Origin of the sequence: Rhizobium sp. NPDC090279 (assembly GCF_044769665.1) — a bacterium.
Lineage (GTDB): Bacteria > Pseudomonadota > Alphaproteobacteria > Rhizobiales > Rhizobiaceae > Rhizobium.
The window spans coordinates 441822-454125 of the sequence record NZ_JBIVYI010000005.1 but is presented as its reverse complement, the minus strand read 5'-3'; the positions used below and the strand labels follow the sequence as shown (position 1 = coordinate 454125).

Here is a 12304-nt window from a genome sequence, read left to right as displayed (position 1 = left end):
CACGATCTTTCAGATTCGCTTCCTGTGCTCTAGGTCTTTGATTTTGCACATGTCGTTGTCGCAAAACCGCTCCGCACTTTTGCGCGACATGCTTTAACGAACGATCAGACTTCCACCACCTTGCCGTCACTGAGCGTGACGCGGCGGTCCATGCGGGCGGCAAGCTCATGATTGTGGGTGGCAATCAGGGCGGCGAGGCCCGATTGGCGCACCAAGGCTTCCAGCGCGTCGAAGACATAATGCGCTGTTGCGGGATCGAGATTGCCCGTCGGCTCGTCGGCCAGCAACACCAGAGGGGCGTTGGCCACCGCACGGGCGATGGCGACGCGCTGCTGCTCACCGCCGGAGAGTTCGGCCGGGCGATGGTCGCCGCGATGGCCGATGCGCATATAATCAAGAAGCTGGGCAGCGCGGACGCTCGCATCCTTGCGCGAGAGGCCGGAAATGAGCTGCGGCATCATGATGTTCTCGAGAGCAGAAAACTCCGGCAGCAGATGATGGAACTGATAGACGAAGCCGATCTCGCTGCGGCGTACGGCCGTGCGCTTGTCGTCGGGCAAGGCTTCACAGGCCTGACCATTGACGAGCACCTCACCGCCATCCGGATGCTCAAGCAGGCCCGCGACATGCAGGAGCGTCGATTTTCCCGTGCCCGATGGAGCGACAAGCGCCACCATCTCGCCGCTGCGCAAGGTGAAATCGGCGCCCTTCAGGATCGACAGGCGCGTCTCCCCCTGCCCGTAATGACGCTCCACGCCCGAGAGCTGGAGAACGACGTTGCGTTTCATCAAATGCGAATTCCTTATTCGTAGCGCAGCGCCTGCACCGGATCGAGCCGCGAGGCACGCCAGGCCGGAAAGATAGTCGCAAGGAAAGACAGCGTGAGCGCCATCACAATGACAGAGACGGTCTCACTGAAATTCATTTGTGCCGGCAATTTGCTGAGGAAATAGACTTCCGGATTGAAGATCACCGTGCCCGAAATCCAGGAGAAGAATTGCCGGATGGACTCGATGTTCAGGCAGACCAGGACGCCGAGTATGACGCCGGCAAGCGTACCGACAATACCGATTGCCGCCCCCGTCATGAAGAAGATACGCATGATCGCGCCCGATGTCGCGCCCATGGTGCGCAGGATGGCGATATCGCTGCCCTTGTCCTTCACCAGCATGATCAGGCCCGAAATGATGTTCAGCGCGGCAACGAGGACGATCAGTGTCAGGATCATGAACATCGTATTGCGCTCGACCTGCAGGGCCGAGAAAAAGGTAGCGTTGACCTGCCGCCAGTCTGTCAGAAAGATCTGTCGTCCGGCGGCCTCCTCTATCTTCGGCCTGAGATCGTCGACGTCATCCGGATTGGTTATGAAGAGCTCTATCTTCTCGACGATGCCTTCAACGTTGAAGAAGAGCTGCGCCTCCTCGAGCGGCATGAAAACCACGGAGGAATCATACTCCGACATGCCGACCTGGAAGATACCAGAGATCGTATAGGCCTTGACGCGCGGATTGACGCCGAAAGGCGTGACGTCGCCATCGGGGGCCGTGAGCGTGATCTGATCACCGACCGTCAGACCCAATTGCTGCGCAAGGCGGCTGCCGACCAGCACGCCCTGCCCGGAGGCGAAACCGACCATATCGCCGGAAACGATGTGATCCGACACCGACTTGAGTTTGGTCAGATCTTCCGCCCGAATACCGCGCACCAGTGCGCCAGTGCCGGAGCCGCCGCGGCCGGAGGCGAGCGTCTCGCCCTCGACGAGCGGCAGAGCCATGGTGACGCCGGGGACGGCAGAAAATTTCTTCGCCAGCTCAGCATAATCGTTCAGCGGCGAATCGATCGGCTGCACGACAACGTGACCATTGAAGCCAAGGATCTGTTTGAAGAGTTCGGCGCGGAAACCGTTCATGACCGCCATGACGATGATCAGCGCCGCGACGCCGAGCATGATACCGACCAGCGAGAAACCGGCAATCACCGAAATCGAGGCCTCCTTGCGCCGGGAGCGCAGATAGCGCCAGGCGACAAGCCGTTCGAATCCGGAAAACGGACGAGACGATGGGCCGGCCTTGAGCGAATTTTCCTGCTGTTCCACTGCCGCACTCACCGCCATTCGCCTTCCATCCTTTGTATCGTCAATCAGCCCGCCAGCCGCTTGAGTGCTGCTTCGACCGTCATCGTCTCGCGAGCGCCGGTCTTGCGGTCCTTCACTTCCACTTCGCCGTTCGCGATCGATCGCGGGCCGACGATGATCTGTACCGGCACGCCGATCAGATCAGCCGTCGCGAACTTCGTTCCGGCACGCTCGTCGCGATCGTCGTACAGCACGTCCTTGCCGGCCTTCGACAGTGCGGCATAGACCGTTTCGCAAGCCTCGTCACAGGCCTGGTCTCCAGCCTTCATGTTGATCACCACGACATCAAACGGCGCGACCGAATCCGGCCAGATGATTCCGTTCTCATCATGCGATGCTTCGATGATGGCGGGAACAAGGCGTGTCGGACCAATACCGTAAGATCCCATGTGGACAGCGTGTTCCTTGCCGTCCGGACCCTGGACTTTCGCACCCATCGGCTCGGAATATTTCGTGCCGAAGTAGAAGATGTGGCCGACCTCGATGCCGCGCGCCGACAGGCGTTCGCCCTCGGGAATAGCATTGAAGGCAGCTTCATCGTGCATTTCCGAGGTGGCGGCATAGACCGAAGTCCACTTGTCGAAGATGCTCTTCAAGCCCGCGACATCATCGAAATTCGTGTCTTCACCGGGGATGTCGAAATTCACGAAATCCTTGTGGCAGAAGACTTCCGACTCGCCGGTGTCGGCAAGAATGATGAACTCATGGCTGAGCTCGCCACCGATCGGGCCAGTATCGGCGCGCATCGGGATCGCTCTCAAGCCGAGGCGGTCGAAGGTGCGCAGATATGCCGTGAACATCTTGTTGTAGGCAATTACGGCGCCTTCCTGCGTCAGATCGAAGGAATAGGCGTCCTTCATCATGAATTCGCGCGAGCGCATCGTGCCGAAACGCGGACGGATCTCGTCACGGAACTTCAGCTGAATATGATAGAGGTTCAGCGGCAGGTCCTTGTAGGACTTGACGGAGGACCGGAAGATGTCGGTGATCATCTCCTCATTGGTCGGACCGTACAACATGGGCCGGTCCTGCCGGTCCTTGATGCGCAGCATCTCCTTGCCATAGGCGTCGTAACGGCCGCTTTCCTGCCAGAGCTCGGCCGACTGCAGCGTCGGCATCGACAGTTCAATGGCGCCGGAGCGGTTCTGCTCCTCGCGGATGATCTTGTTGACCTTATCAAGCACGCGCTTGCCCAGCGGCAGCCAGGAGTAAATGCCTTGCGACTGCTGGCGGATCATGCCGGTGCGCAGCATGAGCCGATGGGAAACAATTTCAGCCTCTTTAGGATTTTCCTTCAGAATGGGCATGAAGTAACGAGACAGACGCATGACGCTTGTTCCAGCTGGTTTGACGTTCCGCACATGGCGGAATCGTTAGCAAATTATGTACTGGAGGCAGTTCATAACTGCTTCGGCGCAGGAAGGAAACCCGCATTCTTCAATAGAAGAATTTGACAAAAGCCCGAGAATACAGGGGATAGAGACTATTTTTGATGTTTCGAAAAAGCGCACGTTTATAAGGATTTACGACAGAAATCCGTCAACGGAAAAATTCTGCGCGACTGTAGCAAAAAAGCAAAAAAAAGGATGACAAAGCTCAATGTTTGAGCTAATTTTAGCTCACAAAAGAGGCAAGAAGGCTAAATTCTTGCCGTTTCGCGGTCAAGTCTTGGGAGGATCAGATCTTAGGCGCGTTCACTCGCTGCCCCGGCAACGGATAAGGATCACGCGATACTTTAAAACAAGGCTTATAGCCTTGTTTTTTTTTGCTTTCTCAGCGCCTCAATATTTCCAAGCCTGCCTGGAACCTTTGGTTCGCTCTTCAGCTGAAATAATATACATGACCTGTAAATTCTTTGCGCCACCCTCATGACAGGCGTGTGACGAATTGATGGCAATCGCGAGGCGCCCACTTTCCAGGCGCCTTTCATCTACAATTTAGATCACTTGTAGCTTGGAACGATCTGGGGAATGGAGTCTATGCTCAGCCCGAAATAGTGCGAGGCGACATACCAGGCGCCATAGATGAGCGCCGACACCAGCGTCGTGACAAGAACCACCCGCCAGGCACGAAATTTCGTCGGCGCGCTTTCGACCGTGCCAAGGATAACATGCTCATCCTCGGCCTGGGTGCGCAGACCGAACGGTAGGACGGCGAAAAGCGTAATCCACCAGATGACGAAATAGACGGCGAAACCGGCGGCGATCTGCTGTGCCATTATGCTCCCTCCGAGACGAGTTCATCGCCTCTTCCTCTTCCAGGCTGCTTATAGGGGCAAAGCAGTCGTCTTTCAAAGCGCCGATCAGCGTTTTAATGTCACACTTGCTCAAGCTCGATGAGCGTGCCGAAGAAATCCTTCGGATGTAAAAACAGCACCGGCTTGCCATGCGCACCAATTTTCGGCTCGCCATTGCCGAGCACGCGCGCGCCCTTGGCAACCAGTTGATCACGTGCGGCGAGGAGATCGGCAACCTCGTAGCAGATGTGATGCATGCCGCCATCCGGATTCTTCGCAAGGAAGGCAGTGATGGGCGAGGCTTCGCCCAAAGGTTCCAGCAGCTCGACCTTTGTGTTGGGCAGCTCGACGAAAACGACGGTAACGCCATGTTCCGGCAATGCCTGCGGGGCAGATACCGTCGCACCGAGCGTTTCGCGATAGGCCCTGGAAGCAGCGGCAATGTCTGGAACGGCGATTGCGATGTGATTGATACGTCCCAGCACGGCGCTCTCCTCCCCGATCGGACCGTAAACTCAGCTACCCGTGCGGGTTACAAAGACAGTGACGATAGGCTTTTTGCCCCAGCCCTGGTTGGCGGCGGCGCGCACCGCGCGGCGAGCGGCCTCCTGCAGCATGTTCAGATCCTTGCGGCGGGCGCGGGGAATGCTCTCGATGGCGCTGACGATTGCATCGAAGAGCGTATCTTCCATCTCCTCGCCCTCGTCATCATAGGCCGGCAGGCCGATCGCCACCAAATCCGGATCGCCGACGATGTCATAACGGGCATCGAGCACGACGTTGACGGCGACGTGACCGACATAGGAGAGCTTCTTGCGCTCGCCGATCCCCATCTCATCGAAATCGCCGATCAGAATGCCGTCCTTGAAGATACGCCCATGCGGCGCCTCGCCGATCACCTCGACGGGACCGGGCGCAAGACGGACAACATCGCCATTGCGTACGCGCGGTACGGTGGCAATGCCGCTTTGTTCGGCCAGTTCCTTGTGCGCGGCCAGATGCGTCGCCTCGCCATGCATGGGAATGACGACCTTCGGGCGCGTCCACTCATACATCTTCTGCAGTTCGTTGCGCCGGGGATGGCCTGAGACATGCACGAGCGCCTCCGCGTCGGTTACGACATGGACGCCCTGTTCGATCAGGCCGTTCTTGATATCGCCGATAGCCTTCTCGTTGCCGGGGATGGCGCGCGAGGAGAAGACGACGATATCGCCTGACGCAAGCGCGACATTGCGCATTTCGTCCCGTGACAGCTTGGCAAGTGCGGCCCTCGGCTCACCCTGGCTGCCAGTCAAAATGACCACGACCTTGTCACGCGGGATATAGCCGTATTCGTCTTCGGCGATAAACGGCTTGATGCCCTCCATCAGGCCGACATCGCGCGCGACATCGACGACGCGCTTCAGCGAGCTGCCGAGCAGCAGCACTTCGCGGCCCGCCGCCTCGGCAGCCTCGGCAATGGTGCGGATGCGGCCGACATTCGAGGAGAAGGTCGTGATCGCCACCCGGCCTTCGGCATCTTCGATGATCTTGCGCAAGCTTTCCGAAACGTCCTTCTCCGAGGGAGAAACGCCATCTCGGAGCGCATTGGTGGAATCGCACATCAGCGCCAGCACGCCCTCGTCGCCGATCTGGCGGAAGCGAGTTTCGTCGGTCAGCGGACCGAGCGAGGGCTCATGATCGATCTTCCAGTCGCCAGTGTGAACGACATTGCCGAGCGGCGTGCGGATCATCAGCGACATCGGCTCGGGGATCGAATGGTTGACGGCGACGCCCTCGATACTGAAGGGGCCGACATTGATACGGTCGCCGGCCTTGAACGGAGTGATCGGAATCTCACCCATCGTCTTTTCATAGTCGCGCTTGGCTTCCAACAGGCCAGCGGTAAAGCCCGAGGCATAGACGGGGACGTTCAGACCCGGCCAAAGATCGTTCAGAGCGCCATAATGATCTTCATGGGCATGCGTGATGATGATGCCCTTGAGGTTCTTGCGCTCCTTGGCGAGGAAACGGATGTCCGGCAGAACCAGATCGACGCCGGGAAGATCCGGCCCAGGGAACGTGACGCCGCAATCGACCATGATCCACTGGCGCTGCTCCGGCGGGCCATAGCCGTAGAGCGCGAGATTCATGCCGATTTCGCCGACGCCGCCGAGAGGCAGAAACACCAGTTCATCTTGTTTCGCCATGTGATCCCTACCCATTACCTAAAGAAAACGTCGCCCGCGGCGATCGGCATGATCCTGCCGTCGTCGGTCTCGAGCATCAACAGGCCATTATCATCGATTCCGGAGAAATGGCCCGAAATCGAGCGATCCGGCAAGTTTACCGTGATCTTTTCTCCGATGCCGCATGCAAACTCACGCCAGCGGGCTGTAATTTCCCGAACGCCCTTGCCGCGGTTCCAGACATCGAGCGATTCGGACATGGCAGCATAAAGATGGGCAAACAGCTCGTCCGGCGATACCATCGAACCCTGCTGCCTGAGGCAGGTGACCGGATACATCGGATTGTCAGGCATGACAGCGATGTTGATACCGATGCCGATGACGAGCGCATGACGGCCGTCCGGCAAGGCCTCGCCTTCGATCAGGATACCGCAGGTCTTCTTCCGGCCGATCAGGATATCGTTTGGCCATTTGATCTCGGCCGGCTCGGCAGCCAGCGGCAACACTGCGCGCACCGCCCGATGGACAGCAACCGCGACCGCAAGCGGCAACGAGCCGAGACGGTCCATGGGAGCGGGATCGATCAGAAGGAGAGATGCGTAGAGATTGCCTGCTTCCGACACCCAGGGACGTCCGCGGCGGCCACGTCCGCCCGTCTGGCGCTCGGCCGTCACCCAAAGGTTCCCGGGATCGCCTGCGCGTGCGCGTTCGAGGCACACGCTGTTTGTGGACGAGGTTTCCTGAAGGGCATCGTGCCGGAAGTCGGCGAGCGACTTCCGGCCGTTGGTATCAGACGCCATCAAAACAGCGTCGCAGCAGCGAGATCGGCAGCACCGCCGATTGCACCGCCGAAGAAGACGTAGGCGATGACGAACAGGCCGGAAAGGCCGAAGACCAGGCGCAACGAACCAGCCGTGCGCGCGAATTCGTCCTTGGCTTCATCGAACCACATCACCTTGATGACGCGCAGATAGTAGTAGGCGCCAACGACCGACGAGAGAACGCCGATGATGGCAAGCGCATAAAGATGCGCCTGGATGGCAGCGACGAAGACGAAGTACTTCCCGAAGAAGCCGGCGAGCGGCGGAATGCCGGCCAGCGAGAACATCAGCGCCGTCAGCACGACCGCCATGAAGGGATTGGTCGCGGAGAGACCGGCAAGATCTTCAATGGTCTCGACCTGGCGGCCGTCCTTGCGGCGCATAGCCATGATGATGGCGAAGACGCCAAGTGTCATGACCATATAGATGACCATGTAGAGCATGACGCCGGAGACGCCCGTCTTGGTGCCGGCGGCAAGGCCTACCAGCGCGTACCCCATGTGACCGATGGAAGAATAGGCCATCAGTCGCTTGAAGTTGCGCTGACCGATTGCGGCGAAAGCGCCGAGCAGCATCGAGGCGATCGAGATGAACACGATGATCTGCTGCCAGTCGGCCAGCACCGGATGGAAAGCGGTGACAACGATACGGGTCAGGATCGCCATGGCGGCAACCTTCGGGGCAGCCGCGAAGAAGGCGGTGACCGGGGTCGGAGCGCCTTCGTAGACGTCCGGCGTCCACATATGGAACGGCACGGCAGAGATCTTGAAGGCCAGACCGGCAAGCACGAAGACCAGACCGAAAACGAGGCCGAGCGAACGTGTCTCGGCACTCAGTGCCGTCGCGATCGCATCGAAGGTGGTGTGGCCGGTAAAGCCGTAGACCAGCGACATGCCATAGAGCAGCATACCGGAGGACAGGGCGCCAAGGACGAAATACTTCAGGCCGGCTTCGGTCGACTTCAGGCTGTCGCGGTTGATGGCGGCCACAACGTAGAGCGCCAGCGACTGCAGCTCCAGCGACAGATAGAGCGAAATCAGATCATGCGCGGAAATCATCAGCAGGATGCCGAGGGTCGCCAGTAGCAGCAGGACCGGGAACTCGAAGCGATCCAGCTGCTGCTCGCGCGCCTGCCCCATGCTCATGAACATCGCGACGATCGAGCCGACCAGCGCGACGATCTTCATGAAACGGGAGAAACCGTCGGCGAGATAGGCGCCGCCATAGGCGAGCCCTTCGCCGGGGACAAAGATGATCCAGAGACCGGCCACCGCGAGAACCGCAATGGCAAGACCGGTGACCGTGGGTCCGGACCGCTCGCCCGAAAAGACGCCGATCATGAGCAACGCAAGCGCACCGACCGCCAGGATGAGCTCCGGAATGGAAAGATGCAGGCTTGCAAGAATTGTGTCAGCAGTCATGTCGAATAGGTCCCGTCATCAATTCATCGACAGCGCAACATTCTGCGCAGCGTGCAGGGCAGCGGTATAATTGTTCACCAGCAGATCCACCGAGGCCGCTGTGGCATCGAAGATCGGAGCCGGGTAGACGCCGAAGAGGATCGTCAGCGCAATCAGCGGATAGAGGATCAGCTGTTCACGCGGCGACAGATCCAGCAGCTTCTTCAGGTTTTCCTTGTCCAGCACGCCGAAGATCACCCGGCGGTAAAGCCAGAGCGCATAGGCCGCGGACAGGATGACGCCGGTGGCGGCGAACAAAGCGACCCAGGTATTGACGCGGAAGACGCCGATCAGGGTCAGGAATTCGCCGATGAAGCCTGAGGTGCCGGGCAGACCGACATTGGCCATAGTGAAGACCATCATGGCGACGGCATATTTCGGCATGTTGTTGACGAGGCCGCCATAGGCCGCGATTTCGCGGGTATGGGTCCGGTCGTAAATCACGCCGACGCAGAGGAAGAGCGCGCCCGAGACGATGCCGTGCGACAGCATCTGGAAGATCGCACCCTGCACGCCCTGCTGGTTGGCCGCGAAGATGCCCATCGTCACGTAACCCATGTGGGCGACCGAGGAATAGGCGATCAGCTTCTTGATGTCTTCCTGCATCAGCGCCACCAGCGAGGTGTAGATGATGGCGATAACGGACAAGGCGAAGACGAACGGCGCGAAATATTCCGACGCGTTCGGGAACATGCCGAGCGAGAAGCGGATGAGACCGTAGCCGCCGAGCTTCAGGAGAACGCCTGCCAGGATGACCGAGCCGGCCGTCGGCGCCTGAACGTGCGCGTCGGGCAGCCAGGTATGAACCGGCCACATCGGCATCTTCACCGCGAAGGAGGCGAAGAAGGCAAGCCATAACCACGTCTGCAGCTGCGGCGGGAACTTGTAGGCGAGCAGCGACGGAATATCGGTCGTGCCGGCCTGCCAGTACATCGCCATGATGGCAAGCAGCATCAGCACCGAGCCGAGCAGCGTGTAGAGGAAGAACTTGTAGCTGGCGTAGACGCGATCCTTACCGCCCCAGACGCCGATGATGAGGAACATCGGGATGAGGCCGGCTTCGAAGAAGACGTAGAACAGCACGATATCCAGCGAGACGAACACGCCAATCATCATCGTCTCGAGGACGAGGAAGGCGATCATGTAGTCCTTCAGGCGCTTTTCAACCGAGAGCCAGCTTGCCAGCACGCAGAAGGGCATCAGGAAGGTCGACAGGATGACGAACAGCATCGAAATGCCGTCGACGCCCATGTGATAGCTGATGCCGCTGGTCAGCCAGTCATGCTTCTCGATCATCTGGAAGCCCGGATTGGCATTGTCGAACCAGATCCAGACGAACAGCGACACGATGAATGTGACGATGGTGGTCGCCAGCGAGATGTTCAGGATATTCCGGCGGCCGTTGGCGCCGTTCTCCTGCGTGAACAGCAGGAGTAGGACGCCGACCAGCGGCAGGAACGTGACCGTTGAAAGAATAGGCCAATCGGTCATCAGAGGGAACTCCCGAGCATCATCCAAGTAACGAGGGCGGCAATGCCGAGCAGCATCGCGAAGGCGTAGTGATAGAGGTAGCCGGTCTGCAGGCGCACGACGCGGTTGGTGACATCGACGACGCGGGCGGCAATGCCGTTCGGGCCGATGGTATCGATGACCCCGATGTCACCCTTCTTCCAGAGGAAGCGGCCAAGCGCCTTGGCGGAGCGAACGAAGAGGAAGTCATAGAGCTCGTCGAAGTACCACTTGTTCAAGAGGAACTCGTAGAGCACGCGCTGCTGCTGAGCCAGCCTGCGCGGCGTTTCGGGCGACTTGATGTACATGTACCAGGCAACCCCGAAACCGACGACCATCGCAACGAAGGGGCTAAGCTCGACCCAATGCGGGGCATGCTCCATCTCTTCGAGGATCTTGTTGTCAGGCAGCGTGAAGAGCGCGTGCTTCCAGAACTCCTCGTAGTCGTGACCGACGAAGTAATCGTGGAAATACCAGCCGGCGAAGACGGCGCCTATCGCCAGCAGATAGAGCGGGATCAGCATGACATTCGGCGATTCATGCACATGGTGCATGACTTCGTGCGAGGCACGCGGCTTGCCGAAGAAGGTCATGAAGATCAGGCGCCAGGAATAGAAGCTGGTGAACAGCGCAGCGATGACCAGCAGCGTGAAGGCAAAGCCCGAGGCCGGATTATGCGACGTATACGAAGCCTCGATGATCGCATCCTTCGAGAAGAAGCCGGCGAAACCGATCGGCGAGAACGGAATGCCGACGCCGGTGATCGCCAGCGTTCCGATGATCATCATCCAATAGGTCTTCTTGATGTGCGTGCGCAGGCCACCCATATGGCGCATGTCCTGCTCGCCGTCGACGGCGTGGATGACCGAGCCGGCGCAGAGGAACAGCAGCGCCTTGAAGAAGGCGTGCGTGAACAGATGGAAGATCGCTGCGCCGTAAGCGCCGACGCCGAGGGCGACGAACATGTAGCCGAGCTGCGAACAGGTCGAGTAGGCGATGACGCGCTTGATGTCGTTCTGCACGAGGCCGACGGTAGCGGCGAAGAAGGCGGTGATCGCGCCGATGATGGTGACGAAGGTCAGGGCATCAGGCGAAAGTTCGAAGATCGGCGACATGCGGGCGACGAGGAAGACGCCGGCGGTGACCATGGTTGCGGCATGGATGAGCGCCGAAACCGGGGTCGGGCCTTCCATGGCGTCCGGAAGCCAGGTGTGCAGCAGGAACTGCGCCGACTTGCCCATCGCGCCCATGAACAGCAGCAGGCAGACGCCGGTCAGCGCCTGCGCGCGATCGAGATGCATGCCGAAGAGGTTCAAGACGATATCGCCCGGCTGGCCGCCCTGCCCTGCGGCAAAGCTCTGCGCATTGCCGAAGATGACGTCGAAGTTGATCGAGCCGAAGAGGGCGAAGACGCCGGCAATGCCGAGCACGAAACCGAAGTCGCCGACACGGTTGACGACGAAGGCCTTGATCGCGGCTGCCGATGCAGAAGGCTTCTTGAACCAGAAGCCGATCAGCAGATAGGAGGCCAGACCGACGCCTTCCCAGCCGAAGAACATCTGGGCGAGGTTGTCGGAGGTCACCAGCATCAGCATGGCGAAGGTGAAGAGCGAGAGATAGGCGAAGAAGCGCGGACGATGCGGATCGTGATGCATGTATCCGATCGAGTAGACGTGAACCAGGGTCGAAACCGAGTTCACGACGATCAGCATCACGGAAGTCAGGGTGTCGATCCGCAACGACCACGACGCGTCGATGCCGCCGGACTGTATCCAGCGCAGCACCTCGACCTTGATCGGTCCGTCCGTATGGCCGAGCGCCACCGTGAAGAAGACGACCCACGAGAGGACGGCAGCGACGATCATCAGGCCGGTGATGACGTATTCCGAAGCCTTGGCGCCGATCGCGCGGCCGAAAAGGCCGGCGATAATGGCGCCGATCAGGGGAAGAAAGACGATAGCCTTATATAAAAACAT

Annotated in this window: 10 protein-coding genes; all 10 read right to left on the bottom strand. The window is 59.4% G+C overall.

Features of this window, described 5'->3' with window-relative positions:
- Positions 1-104: 104 nt before the first annotated feature.
- The 10 genes from ACIQWP_RS15435 to nuoL all read right to left on the bottom strand — a co-directional run bounded on the left by ACIQWP_RS15435 (position 105) and on the right by nuoL (position 12304).
- A complete protein-coding gene (locus ACIQWP_RS15435; protein ID WP_402788607.1) occupies positions 105-788 on the bottom strand; it encodes an ABC transporter ATP-binding protein in 684 nt (227 codons plus the stop codon).
- A gap of 14 nt (positions 789-802) precedes the next feature.
- Positions 803-2113, bottom strand: coding sequence for a lipoprotein-releasing ABC transporter permease subunit (locus tag ACIQWP_RS15430; protein WP_402788605.1), 1311 nt, complete (start codon positions 2111-2113; stop codon positions 803-805).
- Between the two features lie 26 nt (positions 2114-2139).
- Entirely contained in the window at positions 2140-3462 is a 1323-nt protein-coding gene (gene proS / locus ACIQWP_RS15425; RefSeq protein WP_402788603.1) for a proline--tRNA ligase, read from the bottom strand.
- Between the two features lie 614 nt (positions 3463-4076).
- Positions 4077-4352 carry a DUF1467 family protein gene (locus ACIQWP_RS15420; protein ID WP_402788601.1) on the bottom strand — a complete coding sequence of 92 codons (276 nt, stop codon included), beginning with the start codon at positions 4350-4352 and terminating at the stop codon, positions 4077-4079.
- 98 nt (positions 4353-4450) lie between these two features.
- A complete protein-coding gene (gene mce, locus ACIQWP_RS15415; protein WP_402788599.1) occupies positions 4451-4855 on the bottom strand; it encodes a methylmalonyl-CoA epimerase in 405 nt (134 codons plus the stop codon).
- Positions 4856-4885: 30 nt separating this feature from the next.
- Positions 4886-6559, bottom strand: coding sequence for a ribonuclease J (locus ACIQWP_RS15410; protein ID WP_402788597.1), 1674 nt, complete (start codon positions 6557-6559; stop codon positions 4886-4888).
- A 14-nt stretch (positions 6560-6573) separates the two neighbouring features.
- Positions 6574-7338, bottom strand: a complete 765-nt coding sequence (locus tag ACIQWP_RS15405) for a biotin--[acetyl-CoA-carboxylase] ligase (RefSeq protein ID WP_402788595.1) — start codon at positions 7336-7338, stop codon at positions 6574-6576.
- Positions 7338-8780: an NADH-quinone oxidoreductase subunit NuoN gene (gene nuoN / locus ACIQWP_RS15400; protein WP_402788593.1), complete on the bottom strand. Its 1443-nt coding sequence runs from the start codon at positions 8778-8780 to the stop codon at positions 7338-7340. Before nuoN ends, ACIQWP_RS15405 begins: the two co-directional genes overlap by 1 nt.
- An 18-nt stretch (positions 8781-8798) precedes the next feature.
- On the bottom strand, positions 8799-10310 hold the full coding sequence (locus ACIQWP_RS15395) for an NADH-quinone oxidoreductase subunit M (protein ID WP_402788591.1): 1512 nt from the start codon (positions 10308-10310) through the stop codon (positions 8799-8801).
- Positions 10310-12304 carry an NADH-quinone oxidoreductase subunit L gene (nuoL, locus tag ACIQWP_RS15390; RefSeq protein ID WP_402788589.1) on the bottom strand — a complete coding sequence of 665 codons (1995 nt, stop codon included), beginning with the start codon at positions 12302-12304 and terminating at the stop codon, positions 10310-10312. Before nuoL ends, ACIQWP_RS15395 begins: the two co-directional genes overlap by 1 nt.

Coding starts and splice junctions, on each gene's coding strand:
- ACIQWP_RS15435 (WP_402788607.1), bottom strand. CDS start 788: ATGAAACGCAACGTCGTTCTCCAGCTCTCGGGCGTGGAGCGTCATTAC.
- ACIQWP_RS15430 (WP_402788605.1), bottom strand. CDS start 2,113: ATGGCGGTGAGTGCGGCAGTGGAACAGCAGGAAAATTCGCTCAAGGCC.
- proS (WP_402788603.1), bottom strand. CDS start 3,462: ATGCGTCTGTCTCGTTACTTCATGCCCATTCTGAAGGAAAATCCTAAA.
- ACIQWP_RS15420 (WP_402788601.1), bottom strand. CDS start 4,352: ATGGCACAGCAGATCGCCGCCGGTTTCGCCGTCTATTTCGTCATCTGG.
- ACIQWP_RS15410 (WP_402788597.1), bottom strand. CDS start 6,559: ATGGCGAAACAAGATGAACTGGTGTTTCTGCCTCTCGGCGGCGTCGGC.
- ACIQWP_RS15405 (WP_402788595.1), bottom strand. CDS start 7,338: ATGGCGTCTGATACCAACGGCCGGAAGTCGCTCGCCGACTTCCGGCAC.
- nuoN (WP_402788593.1), bottom strand. CDS start 8,780: ATGACTGCTGACACAATTCTTGCAAGCCTGCATCTTTCCATTCCGGAG.
- ACIQWP_RS15395 (WP_402788591.1), bottom strand. CDS start 10,310: ATGACCGATTGGCCTATTCTTTCAACGGTCACGTTCCTGCCGCTGGTC.
- nuoL (WP_402788589.1), bottom strand. CDS start 12,304: ATGTTTTTATATAAGGCTATCGTCTTTCTTCCCCTGATCGGCGCCATT.